This window comes from Saccharomonospora marina XMU15 (genome assembly GCF_000244955.1).
Lineage (GTDB): Bacteria > Actinomycetota > Actinomycetes > Mycobacteriales > Pseudonocardiaceae > Saccharomonospora_A > Saccharomonospora_A marina.
In genome coordinates this window covers 3,875,449-3,898,015 of sequence record NZ_CM001439.1, presented here as the reverse complement: position 1 = coordinate 3,898,015, position 22,567 = coordinate 3,875,449, and the positions used below count along the sequence as shown (strand labels likewise).

The following is a 22,567-nucleotide window of genomic DNA, read 5'->3' as shown; positions in this document are numbered from 1 at the left end:
AGCCCTTTCACTTGTACATGGTCTGGTTCATCGTCCCCGGCGCGTACACCTCGGGGTCGACCCACACGTTGATCAGCGAGGGCTTGCCCGATTCGCGCGCCCGTTCCAGCGCGGGCCGGATCTGGCCGGGCTCGGTGACCTCCTCGCCGTAGCCGCCGAGCATCCGGGCGAACTCGCCGTAGCGGACGTCGCCGAGGGTGTTGCCCACGCGGCCGCGGCCCTCGCCGTACTTCTGGATCTGCCCGTAGCGGATCTGGTTCATCGACGAGTTGTTGCCGATGATGCCGATGAACGGCAGGTTGAAGCGCACGAGCGTCTCGAAGTCCCAGCCGGTGAGGCTGAAGGCGCCGTCACCGAACAGGGCAACGACCTCGGCGTCGGGCCGCGCGTACTTGGCCGCGAGGACGAACGGCACACCGACGCCGAGCGTGCCGAGCGGCCCGGGGTCCATCCAGTTGCCGGGGGACTTCGGCTGCACCACCTGGCCGGAGAAGGTGACGATGTCGCCGCCGTCGCCGATGTAGATGGAGTTCGGGGTCAGGAACTCGTTGATCTCGTGCACCAGCCGGTAGGGGTCGATGGGGCTGGCGTCGGACAGTTGCCTCGGCAGCCGCTTCTCGTACGCCTGCGTCTCCACGGCGCGCAGCTCTTCCAGCCACGCCTTGCGGTTGGCGGCACCGTTGTCGACACGGCCGGAGGCCGCCTGCGTCACCGCGGACAGCACCAGCCCCGCGTCGCCGACGATGCCGAGGTCGATGTCGCGGTTCTTGCCCACGGTGCGGTAGTCGAGGTCGATCTGCACCACGGTGGCGTCGGAGGACAGCCGCTTGCCGTAGCCCATCCGGAAGTCGAACGGGGTGCCGACGATGATGATGAGGTCGGCGTTGGAGAAGGCGTAGCGCCGTGCCAGTTGCAGGTGGTGCGGGTCCTTGGGCGGCAGCGTGCCGCGGCCGGAGCCGTTCATGAACGCGGGCACGTTGAGGGTGCGGACGAACTCGATGGCGGAGTCGGTCGCCCTGCACGTCCATACCTGGCTGCCGAGCAGTACGCAGGGCTTCTCCGAGTGCGTGATCAGGTCGGCGAGCTTCTCGATGGCCTCGGGGTCGCCCGCGCTGCGGGTCGAGGCCCGGTAACCGCCGGGTCGTGGGATGCGCGCCCGCTCCAGCGGCACCTTGGCGTCGAGTACGTCGCGCGGAATCTCCAGGAACGACGGGCCGGGCGCGCCGTGGTAGCACTCGCGAAACGCCATGGACACCAGGTCGGCCGCCCGCTCGGTGGCGGGGACGGTGGCCGCGAACTTGGTGATCGGGGTCATCATGTCGACGTGCGGCAGGTCCTGCAACGAGCCCATCTTGTGCTGGCCGAGCGCGCCCTGCCCGCCGATGAGCAGCATCGGGCTCTCCGCCCGTAGCGCGTTGGCGACACCGGTGACGGCGTCGGTGGTTCCCGGCCCCGCGGTGACCACGGCGCAGCCGGGTTTGCCGGTGATCCGGGCGTAGCCGTCCGCCGCGTGCGCGGCGACCTGCTCGTGGCGTACGTCGATCACGTCGATGCCCTCGTCGACGCAACCGTCGTAGATGTCGATGATGTGACCTCCGCAGAGGGTGAAGATCACGTCGACACCTTCTGCCTTGAGCGCCTTCGCGACCAAATGTCCCCCGGAGATGAGCTCAGGGTCGCCGCCCGCGGCCCGCTGCTCGTTCGGCTGGGTGGCGCTTTCCGGCTCCGTTTTGGCCATCTGCCCCATGTGCGTCGTCATCTCCTTCAAGAACTGCTGGCTACCGCATACTGCATACCATATGGAGTTATCGTGTACCCCGAGCAACGCGTTGTCCAGACTCGGTTCCGGGTTCAGTCGCGCCAGTCGATCCGGGGCCAGTTCAAGGTCAATTCGTCGAGCCGCGCGACGGCCTCGGCTGGGCTGAGGCCCCGCCCGACCGCCACTCCGACGAGGTAGGCCGTGATCGGGCCGGCTTGCTCGGCGACGGTCCTGCCCGCGCACCTCGCCAGATCGACGATGAGTTCGCGGTCGGCGGTGTCCATGTTCGCTGTGTCCGCTATGTCGGCTACGCCGGATGTTTTGGCTGCGCCGGCCGTGGCCACCGGGTTCTGGCCCGCATTGACACCGTCAGCACTATTGACTCCGCTCGCGTCGAGGCCGAGATTCGAGCACAGCGCGGAAGTCCATTCGCGTAGTCCGTCCATGTGCCGCACCTCCCGGCGTCCAACCGTTGACCCGAGCGCCACATACCGTATACTGCATACAACTCGGCTGGCAAGTCGAGTTTTTCCGTAGACGCGATCCGTCTCCCCAGTTCTCCGCGGGCACTCCTGCTTTTCCTACGCAGATCGAGCTGACGCAAGATAACGCCAAGAACGGAGTCGACTTTGAAGGTTGCAGTTCTCGGTGCCGGCGCCATCGGCGCATATGTCGGCGCCAGCCTCCACCGTGCCGGAGCCGAGGTCCACCTGATCGCCCGCGGAGACCACCTGCGCGCGATGCGTGAATCCGGAGTCCGCGTGTACAGCCCGCGCGGCGATTTCACCGCCCACCCGCACGCCACGGACGATCCGGCCGAGGTGGGACCCGTCGATCACGTCTTCCTCGGGCTGAAGGCCAACCAGTACGCGGGCGCCGGGCCGCTGCTCGAACCGATGCTCGCCGAGCACACCTCCGTGATCGCGGCGCAGAACGGCATCCCGTGGTGGTACTTCCACGGCCTGCCGGGCCCCCACCAGGGGAAGCGAATCGAAAGCGTCGATCCCGGCGGGTCGGTCAGCGCCGTGCTGCCACCACGGCGTGCCATCGGTTGCGTCGTCTACGCCGCCACCGAGATCGCCGCTCCCGGCGAGATCAGGCACCTGGAGGGCACCCGGCTGTCCATCGGAGAACCCGACGGAACGCTGTCCGACCGCTGCAGGGAATTCTCCGAGGCCATGGTCGCGGGCGGGCTGAAGTGCCCGGTCGAGCCGGACCTGCGCAAGGACATCTGGATCAAGCTCATGGGCAACGTCGCGTTCAACCCCATCAGCGCTCTGTCCAGGGCCACGATGGCGGGCATCTGCAGACACGACGGGACGCGGCAGCTGGTGGTGGAGATGATGCGGGAGACCCTCGACGTCGCCGCCGCCCTCGGGGTGCACACCGACGTCTCGATCGAGCGCAGGCTCGCCGGAGCCGAGCGCACCGGCGAGCACAAGACGTCCACGCTGCAGGACCTGGAGAAGGGCAAGCCGCTGGAGCTGGACGCGATCCTCACCGCCGTCGTCGAACTCGCCGACCTCGCCGGTGTGGCCGTGCCGACGCTTCGGGTGGTGAACGCGCTCGCGGACCTGCTCAACACGTCCACCACGGCGGCCTCCGCACCCCCCGGGGCGGGTCAGGCCGCGGGCGTCGCCGCCCGGACATGACCGGCGGTTGCGACGCGCTGGCCAGGGCGATCGACGACGTCGTCGCCCCGGCGGCGCGCGAAGTCGACAAGCGAGCGAGGTTTCCCCGCGCCGGCCTGGCAGCCCTGGCCGGCGCGGGGGCCCTCGGCTGCACCGTCCCCCGTGCCCTCGGCGGCGGGGGCCGCACGCTGCGCGAGGCCGCCGACATCGTGTCCAGGGTGGCGGCCTCGTGCGCGTCGACGGGGACGGTGCTGCAAGCTCACCTCACCGCGGTGGCCGTGCTGGTCGAGCACGGCCCCGCGCGGCTGCTGCGGGAGGTCGCGGGCGGAGCGCACCTGCTCGGTTGCGTCATGAACCCGCTGGGCACGCTGCCCGGCGAGGCGATCGGGCGCGGGCACGTCGTCGACCTCTACGGCCAGGCGCCCTGGGTGGTCGCGGCGGGGGAGGCCGACAGCCTCGTGTGGTCGGTCGCCGAACGGCTGTACCTGGTGCCTTCGACCGCCCCCGGCCTGTTCGTCGCGGAACGAGCCGAGCTCATCGGCCTGCGCGGCACGTCCGCCACCGCGCTGCTCGCCGACCCTGTCACCGTGCCACGCGACAACCTGCTCACCACGCGCGCGACCGAAACCGTGCACGACGTCGCCTTCCCCTGGTTCACCGTGCTCGGCGCGGCCGTCAGCCTCGGCATCATGGACAGCGCGATCACCGCGACGGCGCGAGCCGTGAAAGGTGCGGGACCGGCTCCCGCCGTGCTGTCGGAACTGGCGCGGATGACCGTGCTGGCGGACTCGGTGCGGGGCATGTTCATCGAGGCCGCCTACGCCGAGCGAGGCGGCGCGCGGGACAGGCAGCGGCTGCTCGCGCTGCGGGCGGCGGCCACCCGGACCGCCGTCGGGGTGACCGACTCGGCCATGAAGGTGTGCCAGTCGGCGGCACCCCGCGGCATGGCGGAGGTCGAGCGTCAGTTCCGCGACGCCAGGGCCGCCTACGCCGTCCCGCCGACGCCGGACACGGCGCTGGAGCAGCTCGGGTCCGACCTGTACGGGGACTGACGCTCACGCGTGGTCACCGGTCGGCGACAGCCCGCTCCGCGGCCTCCAACCATTCGCGCCACTGCGCCGCCTGCTCCTGCGCCCGCTTCGCGCGCCGCTCGTCACCGGCGGCGCGCGCCTTGGCCGCCTGCGCCTCGAACTGCTCGACGCGCTCGCGGAACTGCGCGGCCCGTGCCTGTGCCTCCGGGTCGGTGCGCCGCCACCGGCTGTCCTCCGCCGCCCGTACCCGGTCCTGCACCGCCTTGAGCCGCCCGTCGAGCTCGCGGATGCGGTCCCGTGGCACCTTGCCGATCTCGTCCCAGCGTTCCTGAACCCTGCGCAGCTGCGTCTTGGCCGCGTCCAGATTGGTCGAGGGATCGATCTTCTCGGCCTCGGCGAGCAACTCCTCCTTGCGCGCCGCGTTCTCGGCGAACTCGGCGTCCCGTTCGGAGAAGGCCGCGGACCTGCGCGCGAAGAACGCGTCCTGCGCCGCGCGGAAGCGCTGCCACAGTGCGTCGTCGGCCTCCTTCGGCGCGCGGCCCGCCGCCTTCCACTCGGCCATCAGTTCCTTGTACCTGGCGGCGGTGGGTCCCCAGTCGGTGGAGTCGGTCATCGACTCCGCCTCGGCGATCAGCTCCTCCTTGCGCCGTTTCGCGGTGGCGCGCTGCTTGTCCAGCTCGGCGAAGTGGGAGCCACGTCGCCGGTTGAACGACTCACGCGCCTTGGAGAACCGCTTCCACAGCTCGTCGTCGGTCTTGCGGTCGACTCCCTTGACGGTTTTCCATTCGTCGAGGATCGACCGCAGCCGGTCGCCCGCGGCCTTCCACTGTGTCGACTCGGCCGCGATCTGCTCGGCCTCCTCCACCAGCGCCTGCTTGCGGGCGACGGCCGCCGCCCTCGCCTGCTCGCGCTCCTGCTTGGCCGCGGCCAGTGCCTGCTCGGCGTGACCGATGACGTGTTCGATACGGCCGCGCAGTGCCTCGACATCGCCCACCACGGCCGCGTCGGAGAGGCGCTCGCGCAGCTGCGTCGCGCTCGACACGGCCTGCTTGGGGTCGCCCGTCCCGGAGGTCAGCCGGGTCTGCAGCAGCTCCACCTCGGTACGCAGATCGTCGAACCGGCGGGCAAAGTGCAGCAGGCCCTCCTCGGCCGAACCTGCCTGCCACACGCCGACCGCGCGCTCACCGTCGGCCGTGCGTACGTAGACGGTGCCGTCGTCGTCGATGCGCCCCCAGCGCGACGGGTCGGCCTCCGCGACCGGCACGGCGGGTGCCTGCGGCCCGCCTGTTGTGGTGCGCACCTGGTGCGGCGCCGGGACGTCGGTGCCGTTCGGGGTGTTCTGCTCGGCCATGGCCGGCTCCTTCTCGACTGTCGGCCCGCTCGCGTCGCGGGCGCCCCGCCGTGGCGGGGCCGGGTGCTGCGTGTTCGGGGTCAAGGCCGCATTCAAACAGGTCAGCGCGCTTGTGGGTACTCGGTGCCTTACTGTGCCTCACTACGTACCTCCTTCGGCGCGCCGGGTAACCTCGGAACGCGTGATCACGCGTATCGCCGTGGTACCCCATCCTCCCCTCCTGGTGCCGGAACTGGTACCGGGAGCGGTCGAATCGACCGCGCCTGTTCGCGACGCCTGCCTGGACGCCGCGCGTGGTCTGGCGCGGGCGGCCCGGAGCTGGATCGCGGTTGGCGTGGCGCAGCGATTCTCGACCATCGGACCGGCTTCGTGTGGCACCTTCGCCGGTTTCGGGGTCGACGTGCCGGTCGCGCTGTCCTCCCGCGACGGATGCGGCACCGGCACCGGCACCGAACTCCCGCTGCCCGCGCTGGTGGCGGGCTGGCTGCGGGAGCGGGCGGGTGCGGAGTCGGTGCGGGTCGAGCTGGTTCCCGCCGACGCGACGGTGGCCGACTGCGTCGCGGTGGGAAGGCGCATCGCGGCGAGCTCGGCCGCGGCGGCGGATGCCGAGGTCGGGCTGCTCGTGCTCGGCGACGGCTCCACCCGGCATTCCTCGGCTCCACCCGGCTGGCCCGACGAGCGCGCGGCCGCCTTCGACGCGACGGTCGGTGCGGCGCTCGCAGCCGCCGACGTCCGCGCGTTGCTGGAACTGGACCCGGTCTTGGCGGCCGAGTTGCAGGCGCAGGGCCGTGCGGCCTGGCAGGTACTGGCCGGGTTCGCCGAGGCGGGCACCCGCGCGTCCGGCTGGCGGGCGCGGTTGCTCTACTCCGAGGCCCCGTTCGGGGTCGCCTACCACGTCGCGACGTGGGAGTGCCCGTGAGCGTGTCCGTTTCCCCGGTCGCCGTGGTCGGGCCCACCGCCACCGGTAAGACCGCACTCGGGGTGGAGCTGGCGCTGGCGCTCGGCGGTGAGGTCGTCAACGCCGACGCCATGCAGCTGTACCGCGGTATGGACATCGGCACCGCCAAGGCGACGGCCCAGGAGCGCAGAGGAGTGCCCCACCACCTGCTCGACGTGCTGGAGGTGAGGCAGGCGGCGTCGGTGGCGGCCTACCAGCGCGACGCCCGCGCGCGCGTGGAGGAGTTGCTCGCCAGGGGAGTCGTCCCGGTGCTGGTCGGCGGCTCGGGGCTGTACGTCCAGGCCGTGGTCGACGACCTGCGTTTTCCCGGCACCGATCCCGCGGTGCGTGCCGAACTGGAGGAGCAGGCACGAAAGTACGGCACGGAGTCGTTGTACCGGCGGCTCGCCGAGGCCGATCCCGCCGCCGCCGAGGCGATCCTGCCGTCCAACACCCGCCGCATCGTGCGGGCGCTGGAGGTCATCGAGCTCACCGGGCAGCCGTTCTCGGCCAACCTGCCCGCACCGGGAACGCCCCGCTACGGCACGGCGCTGATCGGTGTCGACCGCGCCGTGGCCGAACTCGACGAGAGGGTGGAGCTGCGGGTGTCGCGCATGTTCTCCGCCGGGCTGGTGGACGAGGTGCGCGAGTTGGAGGCCATGGGGTTGCGCGAGGGCAGGACGGCCTCGCGCGCACTCGGCTACCAGCAGGTGCTCCACGCGCTCGACACCGACGGCGACTTCGAGCAGGCCGCGGCGCGGACCGTGGTGGCGACCCGGCGGTTCGTTCGCAGGCAACGGTCCTGGTTTCGCAGGGACGACCGCATCAGCTGGTTCGACGGTGCCGACCCCGCGCTGGCCGACCGCGTGCTCCGCGCGCTCGCCCCGTAATCTTGTTCGCATGGGTGGAATCGAGTTCCTGAAGGGCCACGGCACGCAGAACGACTTCGTGCTGCTGCCCGACGCGGCCGGCGTGTTGGACCTGACCCGCGAGCGGGTGGCGGCCCTGTGCGACCGGCAGCGTGGTATCGGCGCCGACGGTGTGCTGCGGGTCGTGCGCTGCGCCGCGCTGGGAATCGAATCCGCCGCCGAGTGGTTCATGGACTACCGCAACGCCGACGGCTCGCTCGCCGAGATGTGTGGCAACGGGGTGCGGGTGTTCGCCAGGTACCTGGTGGAGAACGGACTCGAGCGAGGTCCGGAGTTCGTGATCGGCAGCCGCGCCGGCGACCGCGCCGTGCGGGTGAATCCCGACCGTACCGTCACGGTCCACATGGGAGCGGCCAGGATCACGGGGACATCGGTCGCGATCGTGGGGGGCCGGGAACTGTCCGGCGTTGCGGTGGACGTCGGCAACCCGCACCTGGTGTCCACGATGGACGACGACGTGTCCGGGCTGGAACTGCGCGACCAGCCGCGCTACGACCACGACCTCTTCCCTGAAGGGGTGAACCTGGAGTTCGTCAACGTCGTCGGCGACCACGCGCTGCGGATGCGGGTTCACGAGCGCGGCGTGGGTGAGACCCGATCGTGCGGCACCGGCACGGTGGCCGCCGTCGCGGCGACCCTGCATCTCGCCGGTACCGACACCGGATCATCCACTGTGGACGTCCCAGGAGGGACGGTGAAGGTGACCGTCGACCGCGGCGACTCCACGCTGACCGGGCCCGCGGTGTTCGTCGCCAGAGGTGAACTGGACGAGTCGTGGTGGAACAACCTCCCCTGAACCCCCGCGAGTCCCCCTGTCACGACCGCGAGTCCTGCGTTGCGGTCGGCGAGTTCTGCGGTCCCGCCCGCGAGTCCCCCGCTGACGACGGTGAGTCCTGCGTCACGGCAAGCAGTTGGTCGGCCGGGATGTCGCGCAGCAGCCGAAGCGGCGAGCACAGCACCCACAGCACGGCGGCCGCGAGCGCCACCGAGGTGATCCAGACGGTGGCGCGCACTCCCAGCCATTCGCCGAGCACCCCACCGAGCAGACCGCCGACCGGAAGCACGCCCCACACCACGAACCGCACGCTCGCGTTCATCCGGCCCAGCAGCCCGTCGGGACAGATCGCCTGCCGGTAGCTCACCTGCGCGACGTTGTACACCACGACGCCGTATCCGAACCCCGCCAGACCGAGCGCGGCGAAGCCGACCCGCCAACCCGGCTCGGCCAGCGGTACGAGCAGGTGTGCCGGCCAGGTCAGCAGCGGCACGAGCCACACGGCCCGCGCCTGCCCGACCCGGCGCAGCCACCGGCTCGCCGAGAGCGCACCGAGCAAACCGCCCACCCCTGCGACGGCGAGCACCGCGCCGACCCCCGCAGCTGGCAGTCGCAACTCGCGGCTGAGGAACAGCACCTCAACGCTGGCGAACGCGCCCCCCGCGAAGTTGCCCGACGCCGTGCACGCCGTGACGGCCCGCAGGTGCCGGTTGCCGAACACGAACCGAAGTCCCTGCCCGACCTCTGCCCGCAGCTTGATCCCGGTACGGGGACTCGGGGGCGGCTCGCTCGTCCTGATGCGCCCCAGCAGTGCCGCCGAACCGAGGTAACTCAACCCGACGGTGGCGACGGCGTTGGCCGCGCCCAGCAACTGGGCCAGCGCACCGGCGAGCCCGGGGCCGCTCACCTGCGCGACCGACTGGCTGACCTGAAGTTTGCCGTTGCCCTCCACGAGCCTGCTCCTGCCAACCAGAGACGGCAGGTAGGACTGGTAGGCGATGTCGAAGAACAGCGTGCACACGCTCACCAGCAGCGCCACCACGATCAGTTGCGGCAGCGAAAGCACACCCGCCCACCACGCCAGCGGCACCGAGAGCAGCAGCACACCGCGGGCGAGGTCGGCCCGCAGCATGAGAGGCCTGCGCCGCATCCGGTCCACCCACACTCCCGCGGGCAGGCCCAGCAGCAGGAACGCGGCGTTCTCCGAGGCGGTCAGCAGTCCCATCTCGAGCGGGGTCGCGGCCAGCGTCGTCGCGGCGAGCAGCGGCAGTGCCGTGCGCCCCACGAACGTGCCGAACTGGCTGGCGGTGTCGCCCGCCCACAACAGTCTGAAGTCCCGGTGCAACCACAGCGAGTCACGGGGCATGGTTCGAGTGTCGGCGAAGTGATTGGAAAGTGTCAATCACTTATCCTTGGCCGGTGAGCACGCGGCGGAGGAAAGCGACGGAGGCCGAGGCGAACGCGCTGGCGTCCGGAATACGGATGCGGATCATCCGGTTGACCTACTCGGAGGCGCTGACCAACAAGGAACTCGCCCAGCGGCTTGGTCGCGACCCCGCGACGACGCTGCACCACGTGCGCAAACTCGTCGATACGGGTTTTCTGCGACCGCAGCCACCGCGAAGCGGCAACCGGGGAGCGCGGGAGATCCCGTACCTTTCCACCGGCCTGTCCTGGCAGTTGGACAACGCCGACAGCGAGGGTGTGCGTGAGGCGATGCTGGAGGCGTTCCTGGCCGAGGTGGCGCAGACCCCGGGGGGCGAGCTGGACCAGTCGCGGCTGGTCGTGCAACTGGACGACGACGAGCGCGAAGAGTTCCGGCAGCGCCTGCGGGACCTGCTGGACGAGTTCGCCGCCCGCCCTCGACGGCAGGGAGCGCAGCGGCTGGCGGTGTACCTGGCGCTGTATCCCAGTCGCTAAATGGCTCGTTCCATCCCGCAGGACGTGGGACGATAGGAAGACGATGACAGAACCGACACACACAAGCCTCGGCCGCCTCGAAGAGTTCGACGGCCTCGACACCGTCGCCGACGTCTCGACGGGTGAGCTGGAGCTGGAGGAACGCGCCTCGCTGCGTCGCGTCGCGGGCCTTTCCACCGAACTGGCCGACATCACCGAGGTCGAGTACCGCAAGCTGCGCCTCGAGCGGGTTGTGCTCGTCGGAGTGTGGACCGAGGGAACCGCGGCGCAGTCGCAAGCCTCGCTCGCCGAACTCGCCAGGCTCGCAGAGACCGCGGGCTCGCAGGTGCTCGAAGGCCTCGTGCAGCGCAGATCGAGGCCGGATCCGGCCACCTACATCGGGTCGGGCAAGGTGCGTGAACTCGCCGACGTGGTGGTCGCCACCGGCGCCGACACCGTGATCTGCGACGGCGAACTCTCGCCCGGGCAGCTGCGGCAGCTGGAGGCGAAGCTCAAGGTCAAGGTCATCGACCGGACGGCGCTGATCCTGGACATCTTCGCCCAGCACGCCCGCTCCAGGGAGGGCAAGGCCCAGGTCGAGCTGGCGCAACTGCAGTACCTGATCCCCCGACTGCGGGGCTGGGGTGAGTCGCTGTCCCGGCAGGCAGGCGGGCGTGCAGGTGGGGCCAACGGCGGTGTCGGGCTGCGCGGCCCCGGTGAGACCAAGCTGGAGACCGACCGCAGGCGCATCAGCAAGCGCGTCGCCAAACTCAGGCGTGAGATCGCCGCGATGGACACCATCCGGGCCACCAAGCGTGGGCGAAGGCTCGCAAACGAGGTACCCGGCGTCGCGCTGGTCGGCTACACCAACGCGGGCAAGTCGAGCCTGCTCAACGCCATGACCGGTGCCGGGGTGCTGGTGGAGGACGCGCTGTTCGCCACGCTGGATCCCACCACGCGGCGGGCGATGACGCCGGACGGCAAGGCCTACACGATCACCGACACCGTCGGGTTCGTCCGGCACCTGCCGCACCAGCTCGTCGACGCGTTCCGCTCAACGCTGGAGGAGGCGGCCGACGCCGATGTGCTGGTGCACGTGGTGGACGGCTCGGCTCCCGCGCCCGAGGAGCAGGTCGGCGCTGTTCGTGAGGTGCTGGGCGAGATCGCCCGGCACCGTGGAGAGCCGCTCCCGCCCGAACTGCTGGTGATCAACAAGGCGGATGCCGCCGACGAGGTGACGCTGACCCGGCTACGGCACCTGATGCCGGACGCCGTGGTGGTCTCGGCGAACACCGGTCAGGGAATCAACGTGCTGGTCGAGGAGATCGCCGGGCGGCTGCCGAGGCCGGAGGCGGTCGTGGAGGTGGTCGTGCCCTACACGCGTGGCGAACTCGTCGCACGGGCACACGCCGACGGCGAGGTGCTGGCCGAGGAACACACGCCAGAGGGAACCCGGCTGCGTGCGAGGGTGCGCCCCGACCTCGCCGCCGCGCTGGAGGACTACATTACGGACGGTTCAGCGGTCTGACGGATACCGTAGCGGGCGTGAGTGTGCGTGGTCTCATGCTGCTGCTGGGAGCGACGGTTCTCGGGCTGGTCGCGTCCGGGTCCACTGCGGCCAGGGCGGACGAGCCGGTCACGGTGTGCGCGATCGACGACCCGCGGCTGGCCGAGTTGTCCGGCCTGACTGTCCACGAGGACCGGTGGTACGCCGTCAACGACGGCGGCAGTCGGATCGAGGTTTTCGTGCTCGACCGCGAGTGCCAGGTGCGCGACGTCATCGTGAGCCCGACGGACCCCTACGACGTCGAGGATCTCGCCGTCGCCCCGGACGGCACGCTGTGGCTGGGCGACACCGGGGACAACCGCAAGCAACGCCAGACCGTCGCGCTGCACGCGGTGTCCCCGCAGGGGGGATCCGTGCTGTACCGGCTGACGTACCCGGACGGGCCGCACGACGCCGAGGCACTGCTGCTCGATCGGGCAGGCAAGCCGTACATCGTCACCAAGAGCAGCATGGGGCAGTCGGCGGTGTACACCCCACGGGGGGAACTGACCAGCCCGGGCCCCACGCCGCTGGAGCAGGTCGGCACCCTCGGTTTCTCCACCACCGACACTCCTGGTGGCCCGGTCGGTACCGTGGGCACGATGGCGGTCACCGGTGCCGCGTCCACAGCGGACGGCAGCGTGCTCGCCCTACGCACCTACACCGACGCCTACCTGTACCCGGCTCCGGACGGGGATGTGGTGGCCGCCCTTCGACGACCGCCGATCCGGATTCCGCTTCCGGGCGAGCAGCAGGGGGAGGCGATCGCGTTCACCGATGACGGCACACTGCTGTCCGCGAGCGAGGGCATCGGCAGCCCGGTGCGAGCTGTTTCCGGGGCGACGGCTCGCGTCGGCGACGCGACCGTGTCGGCGACACCGAACCCGCCTGCCGACAACGGCGGGGACGGTGGGGGAACGACAACGCGGTTCGAGGCCGAGGCCGGAGCCGACGGCGCGTCCGTCGGCGTGGAAGCGGGCGGCGAGCCGGAGCAGGACGGCAAGGGTATGCAGACACTGCCGGGCATCCTGCTGGCGATGACGATCGCCGGTCTCGCCATGCTCGGCATCAGCAGGGCGCGCCGCTGAACCGTTGGCCGGCTCACAGCCGCCGCAACACCGCCACGACCTTGCCGAGGATTGTGGCCTCGTCGCCGGGAATAGGTTCGTACGCCTCGTTGTGCGGCATCAGCCAGACATGCCCTTCCCTGCGCTTGAACGTCTTGACCGTCGCCTCGCCCTCGATCATCGCGGCGACGATGTCGCCGTTGTCCGCGGTCGGCTGCTGCCGTACCACCACCCAGTCGCCGTCGGTGATGGCCGCGTCGATCATCGAGTCGCCAGCGACCCGGAGCAGGAAGACGTCGCCCTCGCCGACGATGTCCTTGGGCAGCGGGAAGACGTCCTCGATGGCTTCCTCCGCGAGCACCGGCCCGCCCGCGGCGATGCGGCCGACCAACGGCACGAAGGCGGGCTTGGGCATCCGATCGGTGTCGACGGTCTGCTGGTCGGCGTCCGCGGCGAGCACTCCCACCGCTCTCGGCCGGTTGGCGTCGCGGCGCAGGTAGCCCTTGCGTTGCAGCGCGCGCAGTTGGTGTGACACCGAGGACGTGGAGGTCAACCCGACCGCCTCACCGATCTCCCTGACGCTCGGCGGGTAGCCGTACCTGTCCACCCAGGTCCTGATGACCTCCAGGACCTTCTGCTGGCGTGGCGTCAACGTGTCGTCGGGGTCCTCGATGTCGGGAAGGGCATGTACCTTGCCACCTTCCTCCTTCGTCGTGCGTGCCACCGCGTCGCCTCCCAGTCGAGGGGCGCGGCCCGCAGGCACGGCGCCCCTTTGGTGCCCCTTGTAGTGCTTGTCCACTCTCGACGCTAGCCCGCCGTGCCGGTGATTTCAAACGTCTGTTCGATCGACACGCCGACAGGTCTCGATTTTGTCGGCTCCCGGTGGTACACATTCGCACGGATGTTCGATAGCACGGGTGTTCGAGGAGGTTGCCATGTCGGTTCTGGTCGGCGGGCGGGCCCGCGAGATCTGGCACGTCCGTTGCGCTACCACCCCGAGGGCACGAAGGGTGGAACCGGTGCGTCCACCCACGAGGCCGCCGCTGGTGCCGGGAGGCGGCAGGCAACGGGCGCTCGGTCGTTGCGAGGTCCGCCCTTCGGCTCCGCCGCGCTGGCTGTGGCTGGTGGCGCTCGCGGTCGCGGTGGCCGCAGTCGTCGCCGGACTCGGGCTCCTCGCGGGGACGATGAATGGGGCTGCCACGGAGGTCGGGACGGGGCACGCGCCGCCGCGCACCACCGTGGTGGCGCTCGCGCCGGGCGATACGCTCACGGACGTCGCCGCCAGGTACACCTCCGGTGGTGAGCTCTCCGCGGTGGTGGAACATATCAAGCGGCTCAACGGTCTGTCCGGTGCCGAGATCTGGGCGGGAATGCCGCTGGTGGTGCCGGTCGGGGATTGAGCGGCGGGCTCGCCGGGTCCGCTCGTCAGGCGTCGTCTCGGCCCGGGTATGTCCGTCGTCACCTCACCCGCCATGGGGGTGCGGCTTGCGTGTGCTCTCGCGGCCTCTTAAGGTCAACCCCAACATGTAGTAGTTACATGGCTGTAGTTGCTCCACAAGTTGGGGTAGAATCGTAGAAGTTGTCCACAGCTCGTCGGTGGTTCACCCACCGCGTGTCCACAAGAACGATCACCAGGCATCGCGGCCTTGTGGTCCGAGCCCGGCCGGGGCGTCAGCGAACAGGGAGGTGGTCGGCGGTGCGCTGCCCGTTCTGTCGGCATGCCGATTCCCGGGTCGTCGACTCCCGTGAGGTCGACGAGGGACAGGCGATCAGGCGTCGCCGCTCGTGCTCCGCGTGCGGCCGCCGGTTCACCACCTCGGAAACGATGGTGCTCGCCGTGGTCAAGCGGTCGGGGGTCACCGAGCAGTTCAGCCGGGAAAAAGTGGTCAACGGGGTCCGGCGCGCCTGCCAGGGCCGTCCTGTCGACGACGACGCCCTGCAGCAACTCGCGCAGCGCGTCGAGGAGTCGATCAGGGCCGCGGGCGTCGCGGAGATACCCAGCCACGAGGTCGGCCTCGCCATCCTCGGCCCGCTACGCGAACTCGACGCCGTGGCCTATCTGCGATTCGCGAGTGTCTACCGCTCCTTCTCGTCGATCGAGGACTTCGAGAAGGAGATCAGGGACCTGCGGGAGGCCATCGCGGCCGCCGAGGCCCAGCCGGACCAGAGTTGAGTAAGCGCGGCGGGCGAATGCCGTTGCCGCCACTGCGAACGCGGGAGTGGGAGTCATGACAGAGACCGTGGGGGCCGACACCGGACAGGCCGGTAAGCAGTCGAGGAAGCGCCAGTCCGGCGCGGGCGCCAAGAAGGGCCTGCGCATCCAGCGTGTCTTCACCACGGAGGGGGTGCACCCCTACGACGAGGTGCGGTGGGAGAAGCGCGACGTCGTCATGACCAACTGGCGCGACGGCACGGTGAACTTCGAACAACGCGGCGTCGAGTTTCCCGAGTTCTGGTCCGTCAACGCCACCAACATCGTCGCCAGCAAGTACTTCAGGGGCGCCGTCGGCAGCCCGCAGCGCGAGCACAGCCTGCGCCAGCTCATCGACCGGGTGGTCAAGGCCTACGTCAAGGCTGGCACCGACCACGGGTACTTCGCGGGCTCGGCAGACGCCGAGGTCTTCGAGCACGAGTTGACGTGGATGTTGCTGCACCAGGTGTTCAGCTTCAACTCGCCGGTCTGGTTCAACGTCGGTACCTCGTCCAAGCAGCAGGTGTCGGCGTGCTTCATCCTCGCCGTCGACGACACCATGGAGTCGATCCTCAACTGGTACAAGGAAGAGGGGCTGATCTTCAAGGGAGGTTCGGGCGCCGGACTGAACCTGTCCCGTATCCGCTCCTCGCGAGAACTGCTGTCGTCGGGAGGTACGGCTTCGGGACCGGTGTCGTTCATGCGTGGCGCGGACGCCTCGGCGGGCACGATCAAGTCCGGGGGCGCCACGCGCAGGGCCGCCAAGATGGTCGTGCTCGACGTCGACCACCCCGACGTCGAGGAGTTCATCGAGACCAAGGCCAAGGAAGAGCACAAGGTCCGGGTGCTTCGCGACGCCGGGTTCGACATGGACCTCGGCGGAGCCGACATCGCATCGGTGCAGTACCAGAACGCGAACAACTCCGTCCGCGTCTCCGACGAGTTCATGCAGGCCGTGGAGACGGGCGGGCAGTTCGGGCTGCGCGCGCGGATGACCGGTGAGGTGATCGACCGCGTCGACGCCAAGTCGCTGTTCCGCAAGATGGCCAAGGCGGCCTGGGAGTGTGCCGACCCCGGACTGCAGTACGACGACACGATCAACGACTGGCACACCTGCCCGGAATCGGGCCGGATCACCGCATCCAACCCGTGCTCGGAGTACATGCACCTGGACAACTCCAGCTGTAACCTCGCCTCGCTCAACCTGCTGAAGTTCCTCGCCGACGACGGCAGCTTCGACGCGCCGACGTTCGCCAAGGCGGTGGAGTTGGTGATCACCGCGATGGACATCTCCATCTGCTTCGCGGACTTCCCGACCGAGGCGATCGCGGAGACCACCCGCAAGTTCCGCCAACTCGGCATCGGCTACGCCAACCTGGGCGCGCTGCTGATGGCCACCGGCCACGCCTACGACTCCGAGGGCGGGCGAGCACTCGCCGCCGCGATCACGTCGTTGATGACTGCCGTGTCGTACCGGCGCTCCGCCGAACTGGCCGGCGTCGTCGGCGCCTACGAGGGCTACGCGCGAAACGCCGAGGCACACCAGCGGGTGATGCGTAAGCACGCCGCGGCGAACGAACTCATTCGCACCCACCACACCAACGACGTGAATGTGCGTGCGCTGGCGACCCAGGAATGGCAGCGCGGGATCGAGGTCGGCACGGCCAGCGGCTGGCGCAACGCCCAGGCCAGCGTGCTGGCCCCCACCGGAACCATCGGGTTCATGATGGACTGCGACACCACCGGTATCGAGCCGGACTTCTCGCTGGTGAAGTTCAAGAAGCTCGTCGGTGGCGGTTCGATGCAGATCGTCAACCAGGCGGTGCCGCGCGCCCTGCGCTCGCTGGGGTACCAGGAGGAGCAGGTCGAGGCCGTCGTCGACTACATCGCCGAGCACGGGCACGTCATCGACGCGCCGGGGCTGCGTCCGGAGCACTACGACGTGTTCGACTGCGCGGTCGGTGAGCGTTCCATCGCGCCGATGGGGCACGTTCGGATGATGGCGGCGGTGCAGCCGTTCCTGTCCGGCGCGATCTCCAAGACGGTGAACATGCCGGAGTCGGCCACCGTCGAGGAGGTCGAGGAGATCTACTTCCAGGGCTGGAAGCTCGGGCTGAAGGCGCTGGCGATCTACCGGGACAACTGCAAGGTCGGCCAGCCGCTGTCCACGGGCAAGAAGGAGCAGCCGGACAGCGAGCCCGAGCGGGTGGTGGAGTACCGGCCGGTGCGCAAGCGGTTGCCGAAGAAGCGGCCGAGCCAGACCGTGTCGTTCACCGTCGGGGGCGCCGAGGGCTACCTGACCGCCGGTTCCTACCCTGACGACGGGCTGGGCGAGATCTTCGTCAAGCTCGGTAAGCAGGGGTCCACCCTGGCCGGTGTCATGGACGCGTTCTCGATGTCGATCTCGGTGGGCCTGCAGTACGGCATTCCGCTGGAGTTCTACGTCTCCAAGTTCGCGAACCTGCGATTCGAGCCCGCGGGCATGACCGACGACCCGGACGTGCGGATGGCCACCAGCGTGCTGGACTACCTGTTCCGCAGGCTCGCGCTGGACTACCTGCCGTACGAGAAGCGGGCTCAGCTGGGCATCTTCACGGCGGACGAGCGTTCGGCGCAGGTGGAGGCGGACTACGCGGGTTCGGCGGAGAACGTGGACCTGGAGGCGTTGCGCAGCAGTGTGGACGCGAGCGGTTCCCGGTCGGTGGAGGATTCCACCACCTCAGCGCGAGAAGGGGACAGCCGCGAGGCGCACACCACCACCGAGTTGGTCGAGTTGCAGCTCGGAAAGGCAGCGGATGCGCCGTTGTGCATGACGTGCGGGACGAAGATGCGGCCTGCCGGGTCGTGCTACGCCTGCGAGGGCTGCGGCGCCACCTCCGGTTGCAGCTGACAGCCGGAGGTGGCCGAAAGCCGACCAGCCGTTGCGGCGAGGGTGCCGGTGGGCGACCGGCACCCTCGCCTGTCGGGTTCGCGGGCGCGACCGGTCACCGGGTGCGGGTCGCGTCCGTACCTGCGGGCTCGGGTTCGCGGTCTCGCCAGCCGAGTCGGCGACCGCGTACCCGCGCCAGTACGACGAAGGCGAGCACGGTCAGCAGCAGGTACGCGGGTACCAGCAACACCGCGTCCTGGGTGTTCAGCTGCACCGACCAGCCGGCGTCACGGGCATCTCCGAGTAACGTCACTCGGTTGATCGTCAGGAACGTCAGGTGCAGCGCGACACAGGTCCACAGCGACCCGGTGGCGATCCTCGCGACGAGCAGGGTGAACCCGAAGACCGAGAGCAGGATGGCGTAGGAAACCGGGTCCTCGCCCGGTGGGGCGAACGCCGGCGGCCGTACCGGACCGCCGAGCAGGCCGTTGACCAGCGCCTGCACCGCACTCGCGGCAGCAGGGGTGAGTAGGAACAGAACTGTGGTGGCCACAGCGGCCGTCCACCTGCGCAACCGGGCATTGAGCGTTCGGTAACCGTAACCACGGAACGCGAGTTCCTCCGGTACGGCCTCCAGTAGCAACGCGACGAGCGTGTTGGTGAGCAGGAACGTCGCCAGCGCGAGCCAGTCGACGGCTCCCCAGCGCAACCAGCCGAGGCCGGTCCCCGCGGCGAACACGACGGCGGCCGCGGCGGCGGTGATCAGTACCCCGGACGCGAACGCGCGGGCGGCATGCCGGGCGCTCAGGCCCAGCCCGGCCAGTGAGCGCCGATCGAAGCGGGTGCGAAGCAGAACGATCAGCGGCACGGTGATCACGAAGCAGGTGAGTGCGACCGACAGTCGCAGCGCGAAGCCGTCGATCCCGAGCCTGGCGTGGACGACGTCGCCGACGGCGCCCGCCGTTCCCAGCCCGACCGCCATCGCCCCCATCGCGAGTGTCGCTCGTGCGAACACGCCGGCTCGCCCGGTATCGGCGCGCGCCACATCGGTTGTCGACATGAAATCTCCCCAGTGCAGTTTTTCGGTCAATCGTATGAAAACGATGGTGGCAGCATAGGGCCTGCTGTCGTCCCAGGGAGAGCCGGTGCCCAAAGTCGTCGATCACGAGCAGCGTCGCCGAGAACTCGCCCGTGCCGTGTGGCAGGTGATTCGCGAACGTGGCATCGAGGCGGCATCGGTGCGCGCTGTCGCGGCCAAGGCAGGCTGGTCGCACGGTTCGGTGCAGTACTACTTCTCGACCCAGGCCGAACTGCTCAACTTCGCCATGAGCGTGATAACCGACGAGGCCGAGCAGCGCGTCGATCGAATGCGATTGCCCACCGACCCGATCCAGGCCGCGCTGGCGGTACTGGAACGGCTGCTGCCGCTCGACCCGGATGCCAGGACCGCGAACGAATTGTGGGTGGCCTTCCTGTCGCGGGTACTGGTCGATCCGGCAGCCCGCGAGCTCAACACGGCAGGCAACGAGCGGCTCGCCGGCCTGCTGCGGGACCAACTGTGGCGGCTCGACAGCGCCGGGCTACTACCCGCGGGCTTGGACCTGGAGTTGGAGGCCGACAGGCTGCACGCACTGTTCGACGGGATCGCCTTGCAGGCGGTCACCGACCCCGCTCGGATGACACCGGCGTTGGCCAGGAAGGTGATCGGGTACCACGTCGAAACGTTGCTACGAAGCGGGGGAACGCGATGAGTTCGATCCTGGTCACCGGTGGCACCGGGACACTGGGCAGGCACGTGGTGCGACATTTGCTCGACGGCGGCCACGACGTCACGGTGGCGAGCAGAAGACAGCCGAGCACCACCGGCCCGGTGCGGACGGTCCGCGTCGACTACGTAGGTGGCACCGGTCTCGACGAGGCCGTGGCGGGCCGCGACGCGGTCGTACACTGCGCCACCGACTTCCGTGGCGAGGAGCGGCTGGCCGGTTCCGTGGTGTCGGCCGCGCGCCGCCGCGGCTGCGGTCACGTCGTGTACATCTCGATCGTCGGGGTCGATGCGCTGCCCATCAGCTACTACCGGGGCAAGCTCGCCGCGGAACGGCTGCTGGCGGCCTCCGGCGTCGGGTGGACGGTGCTGCGCTCGACGCAGTTCCACGATCTGGTGGCGCGGATCCTGTCGACGCTGGCCCGTTCGCCGCTGCTACCGGTGCCCGCCGGGGTGCGGGTACAACCCGTTCACGCCCCCGAGGTGGCCTCCCGACTCGCCGAGCTGGCCTGCGGGGAGCCTGCCGGCCGGGTAGGCGACATGGGTGGGCCCGAGATCCGCCCCTTCGCCGACCTGGCCCGTGCCTACCTGCGGGCCACCGGGCGCCGACGGGCGCTGCTGCCGTTTCGGTTGCCAGGCGCGGCGTTCCGCGGTTACCGCGAGGGTCTGCATCTCGCGCCCGCCGACGCCGTCGGCACCGTGACCTTCGAGCGGTTCCTCAGCGGGCGCTGAGATCGCTCAGCCGCTGCCACAGGAACTCGAAGACCAGCGCCCACTTGAACGCCAGCTGCGCGTTGTCGGCCGCGGCGCCGTGCCCGCCCTCGATGTTCTCGTAGTAGCTCACGTCGTGGCCGTACTCCCGCATCCTGGCGACCATCTTCCTGGCGTGCGCAGGATGCACCCGATCGTCGCGGGTGGACGTCACGAACAGCACCGGTGGATAGTTCTGTCCCTTTTCGACATTGTGGTAGGGGGAGTAGGCGCTGAGATATGCCCAGTCCTGCGGCTCGTCCGGGTTGCCGTACTCGGCCTGCCACGAGGCGCCCGCGAGCAGCAGGTGGTAGCGCCGCATGTCGAGCAGCGGAACCTGGCTGACCACAGCCCCGAACAACTCGGGATGCCGGGTGAGCATCACACCCGTCAGCAGGCCGCCGTTGCTGCCTCCCTGAATACCGAGCCTTCCGGGTGTGGTGATGCCCCTGGCGACGAGGTCGGTCGCGACCGCCGCGAAGTCCTCGTACACGCGCTCCCGGTTGGCCTTGACGGCCTGGGAGTGCCAGTCGGGCCCGTACTCGCCGCCGCCGCGCAGGTTCGCGACGACATACGTTCCGCCCCTGGCCAGCCAGCCCCTGCCGATGACGCCGCTGTAGGACGGGGTCAGCGAGACCTCGAAGCCGCCGTAGCCGGTCAGCAGGGTCGGGCCGTCGCCCCCGCCGGCGGGCCGCACGACGAAGTACGGGATCGAAGTGCCGTCACGCGAGGTCGCGAACAGCTGCTGGGTGCTCATGCCCTCGGAGCTGAAGAATTCGGGCGCCCGCTTCAGGGTCTCCAGCTCGGTCTCCGCCTCCCGCGGCCGCTCGCCGTCGAGCACGCCCCGCACCAGCGCCGCCGGTTCGGTGAACCCGGATGTCTGCAGCAGGAACTCGTTGTCGCGGTAGGGCTCGGTGTCGACCAGCGCGACCGTCCCCACATCAGGCACGCCCAGCAGCGGTCGGTCCAGCCAGCGGTCGGCGGTCGGCGTGAGCACCCGCAACCGGGTGGTCACATCACTGAGCGTGCCGATGACGAGGTGGTCGCGGGTCCAGGCGTGGTAGTCGAGGCAGGTGTGGGCGTCGGGCTCGAACAGCACGGTCATGGTGCGCTCGCCCGCGAGGAAGTCGGCCAACCTCGCGGCCAGCAACGCCCCCGGCGGGTGCTCGGTGTCGCCGACGCGCCAGCTGGAGCGCGTACGCACCAGCAGCCACTCGCGGTACACCGATGTGATCGCGTCCTCGGGCACGTCGACGCGAGTCAACTCCTCGCCGGTTCGAAGATGCAGCTCGCCGCGGTAGAAGTCGATGCTGCGGCGCACGAAGTCGCGCTCCCAGCCAGGGGTGGCGTCGTGGAACCCGCGCACGGCGACGTCACCGGGTTCGCCCTCGAACACCAGGCTCGCCTGCGAAAGCGGCGTGTCCCTGCGCCATTCCTTCACCAGACGCGGGTAACCGGACGTGGTCAGCGAGCCGTCGCCGAAGTCCGTCCCCACATAAATGCGGTCCTCGTCGATCCATGCCACGGAACCCTTCGCCTCGGGCAGCTCGAAGCCGCCTTCGACGAACTCCGCGCGTTCCAGATCGAACTCGCGCACCACCGTGGCGTCGGCCCCACCACGTGACAGCTCGACCAGACACCGGCTCAGGCTGGGGCGCAACACGGTGGCGCCCTGCCACACCCAGTTCTCGCCCTCGGCGGCGGCGAGTGCGTCCACGTCGATGAGCACTACCCAGTCGGGTTCCGGCTTGCGGTACTCCTCCAGCGTCGTGCGCCGCCACAGCCCGCGCGGGTGGGCCGCGTCCTGCCAGAAGTTGTAGAGGTGGTCGCCACGCCTTCGCACGTGGGGAATCCGGTCGTCGGCGTCGAGTACCTGCCGCAACTCCTCCCGCAGCGTCTCGAACCGCCGCCCCCTGGTGAGCGGCCCCACGGTTTCCTCGTTGCGCGCCCTGACCCAGTCCAGTGCGGGCTCGGAGGTCACCTCCTCCAGCCACAGATACGGATCGTCGTCGACGGGAGTGGTCACCTCGGCCATGTCCCCAGTCTGCCAGCTGTCCGGGCGCTACC

The 22,567-nt window shown here is 69.8% G+C and carries 20 protein-coding genes; 13 read left to right on the top strand and 7 right to left on the bottom strand.

Annotation, left to right across the window (positions count from 1 at the left end; translation table 11 throughout):
• Positions 1-7: 7 nt before the first annotated feature.
• The gene (locus SACMADRAFT_RS18385; RefSeq protein ID WP_009155338.1) at positions 8-1,747 is read right to left on the bottom strand and encodes a thiamine pyrophosphate-binding protein; all 1,740 of its coding nucleotides are present in this window, start codon (positions 1,745-1,747) and stop codon (positions 8-10) included.
• 104 nt (positions 1,748-1,851) lie between these two features.
• Complete coding sequence (locus SACMADRAFT_RS30475; protein WP_009155337.1) at positions 1,852-2,205, bottom strand: DUF6457 domain-containing protein; 354 nt, start codon at positions 2,203-2,205, stop codon at positions 1,852-1,854.
• Positions 2,206-2,388: 183 nt separating this feature from the next.
• Between SACMADRAFT_RS30475 and SACMADRAFT_RS18375 the strand changes: the two genes are divergently transcribed.
• The gene (locus SACMADRAFT_RS18375) at positions 2,389-3,411 is read left to right on the top strand and encodes a 2-dehydropantoate 2-reductase (protein WP_009155336.1); all 1,023 of its coding nucleotides are present in this window, start codon (positions 2,389-2,391) and stop codon (positions 3,409-3,411) included.
• The gene (locus SACMADRAFT_RS18370) at positions 3,408-4,442 is read left to right on the top strand and encodes an acyl-CoA dehydrogenase family protein (RefSeq protein WP_009155335.1); all 1,035 of its coding nucleotides are present in this window, start codon (positions 3,408-3,410) and stop codon (positions 4,440-4,442) included. Before SACMADRAFT_RS18375 ends, SACMADRAFT_RS18370 begins: the two co-directional genes overlap by 4 nt.
• 13 nt (positions 4,443-4,455) lie before the next feature.
• On the opposite strand, the gene SACMADRAFT_RS18365 is transcribed toward SACMADRAFT_RS18370, so the two are convergent.
• Positions 4,456-5,772, bottom strand: coding sequence for a DUF349 domain-containing protein (locus SACMADRAFT_RS18365; RefSeq protein WP_009155334.1), 1,317 nt, complete (start codon positions 5,770-5,772; stop codon positions 4,456-4,458).
• 181 nt (positions 5,773-5,953) lie between these two features.
• Here SACMADRAFT_RS18365 and SACMADRAFT_RS18360 point away from each other — a divergent pair, with 181 nt between their 5' ends.
• Genes SACMADRAFT_RS18360 through dapF form a run of 3 tightly spaced genes read left to right on the top strand, consistent with a single transcriptional unit; the run spans position 5,954 to position 8,434 of the window.
• Positions 5,954-6,691, top strand: a complete 738-nt coding sequence (locus SACMADRAFT_RS18360; RefSeq protein ID WP_009155333.1) for a class III extradiol ring-cleavage dioxygenase family protein — start codon at positions 5,954-5,956, stop codon at positions 6,689-6,691.
• Complete coding sequence (gene miaA / locus SACMADRAFT_RS18355) at positions 6,688-7,599, top strand: tRNA (adenosine(37)-N6)-dimethylallyltransferase MiaA (RefSeq protein ID WP_009155332.1); 912 nt, start codon at positions 6,688-6,690, stop codon at positions 7,597-7,599. The genes SACMADRAFT_RS18360 and miaA overlap by 4 nt, the downstream gene beginning before the upstream one ends.
• 10 nt (positions 7,600-7,609) lie before the next feature.
• Positions 7,610-8,434 carry a diaminopimelate epimerase gene (gene dapF / locus SACMADRAFT_RS18350; protein ID WP_009155331.1) on the top strand — a complete coding sequence of 275 codons (825 nt, stop codon included), beginning with the start codon at positions 7,610-7,612 and terminating at the stop codon, positions 8,432-8,434.
• A 19-nt stretch (positions 8,435-8,453) separates the two neighbouring features.
• Here dapF and SACMADRAFT_RS18345 read toward each other — a convergent pair whose 3' ends face one another.
• Complete coding sequence (locus SACMADRAFT_RS18345) at positions 8,454-9,779, bottom strand: MFS transporter (protein WP_009155330.1); 1,326 nt, start codon at positions 9,777-9,779, stop codon at positions 8,454-8,456.
• Positions 9,780-9,832: 53 nt separating this feature from the next.
• On the opposite strand from SACMADRAFT_RS18345, the gene SACMADRAFT_RS18340 reads away from it, so the two are divergent.
• Genes SACMADRAFT_RS18340 through SACMADRAFT_RS18330 form a run of 3 tightly spaced genes read left to right on the top strand, consistent with a single transcriptional unit; the run spans position 9,833 to position 12,946 of the window.
• A complete protein-coding gene (locus SACMADRAFT_RS18340; RefSeq protein ID WP_009155329.1) occupies positions 9,833-10,333 on the top strand; it encodes a helix-turn-helix domain-containing protein in 501 nt (166 codons plus the stop codon).
• Between the two features lie 43 nt (positions 10,334-10,376).
• Positions 10,377-11,840, top strand: a complete 1,464-nt coding sequence (hflX, locus tag SACMADRAFT_RS18335) for a GTPase HflX (RefSeq protein WP_009155328.1) — start codon at positions 10,377-10,379, stop codon at positions 11,838-11,840.
• Positions 11,841-11,875: 35 nt separating this feature from the next.
• Complete coding sequence (locus tag SACMADRAFT_RS18330) at positions 11,876-12,946, top strand: NHL repeat-containing protein (RefSeq protein WP_009155327.1); 1,071 nt, start codon at positions 11,876-11,878, stop codon at positions 12,944-12,946.
• A 13-nt stretch (positions 12,947-12,959) separates the two neighbouring features.
• On the opposite strand, the gene lexA is transcribed toward SACMADRAFT_RS18330, so the two are convergent.
• Positions 12,960-13,649 carry a transcriptional repressor LexA gene (lexA, locus tag SACMADRAFT_RS18325; RefSeq protein WP_009155326.1) on the bottom strand — a complete coding sequence of 230 codons (690 nt, stop codon included), beginning with the start codon at positions 13,647-13,649 and terminating at the stop codon, positions 12,960-12,962.
• Between the two features lie 400 nt (positions 13,650-14,049).
• Between lexA and SACMADRAFT_RS30005 the strand changes: the two genes are divergently transcribed.
• The 3 genes from SACMADRAFT_RS30005 to SACMADRAFT_RS18310 all read left to right on the top strand — a co-directional run bounded on the left by SACMADRAFT_RS30005 (position 14,050) and on the right by SACMADRAFT_RS18310 (position 18,006).
• On the top strand, positions 14,050-14,325 hold the full coding sequence (locus tag SACMADRAFT_RS30005) for a LysM peptidoglycan-binding domain-containing protein (protein WP_040926577.1): 276 nt from the start codon (positions 14,050-14,052) through the stop codon (positions 14,323-14,325).
• A 296-nt stretch (positions 14,326-14,621) separates the two neighbouring features.
• Positions 14,622-15,098: a transcriptional regulator NrdR gene (gene nrdR, locus SACMADRAFT_RS18315; RefSeq protein ID WP_009155324.1), complete on the top strand. Its 477-nt coding sequence runs from the start codon at positions 14,622-14,624 to the stop codon at positions 15,096-15,098.
• Positions 15,099-15,153: 55 nt separating this feature from the next.
• The gene (locus SACMADRAFT_RS18310; protein ID WP_009155323.1) at positions 15,154-18,006 is read left to right on the top strand and encodes a vitamin B12-dependent ribonucleotide reductase; all 2,853 of its coding nucleotides are present in this window, start codon (positions 15,154-15,156) and stop codon (positions 18,004-18,006) included.
• 94 nt (positions 18,007-18,100) lie between these two features.
• Here the strand turns inward: SACMADRAFT_RS18310 and SACMADRAFT_RS18305 are convergent, their stop codons facing one another.
• Positions 18,101-19,045 (bottom strand): CPBP family intramembrane glutamic endopeptidase, encoded by a 945-nt coding sequence (locus SACMADRAFT_RS18305; protein WP_009155322.1) that lies wholly within the window; start codon positions 19,043-19,045, stop codon positions 18,101-18,103.
• 85 nt (positions 19,046-19,130) lie between these two features.
• Here SACMADRAFT_RS18305 and SACMADRAFT_RS18300 point away from each other — a divergent pair, with 85 nt between their 5' ends.
• Positions 19,131-19,736, top strand: coding sequence for a TetR/AcrR family transcriptional regulator (locus SACMADRAFT_RS18300; RefSeq protein WP_009155321.1), 606 nt, complete (start codon positions 19,131-19,133; stop codon positions 19,734-19,736).
• The gene (locus SACMADRAFT_RS18295; protein ID WP_009155320.1) at positions 19,733-20,482 is read left to right on the top strand and encodes an SDR family oxidoreductase; all 750 of its coding nucleotides are present in this window, start codon (positions 19,733-19,735) and stop codon (positions 20,480-20,482) included. Before SACMADRAFT_RS18300 ends, SACMADRAFT_RS18295 begins: the two co-directional genes overlap by 4 nt.
• Here SACMADRAFT_RS18295 and SACMADRAFT_RS18290 read toward each other — a convergent pair.
• Positions 20,469-22,535, bottom strand: a complete 2,067-nt coding sequence (locus SACMADRAFT_RS18290; RefSeq protein WP_009155319.1) for a prolyl oligopeptidase family serine peptidase — start codon at positions 22,533-22,535, stop codon at positions 20,469-20,471. The two genes, SACMADRAFT_RS18295 and SACMADRAFT_RS18290, sit on opposite strands and share 14 nt — an antisense overlap.
• Between the last annotated feature and the right edge of the window lie 32 nt (positions 22,536-22,567).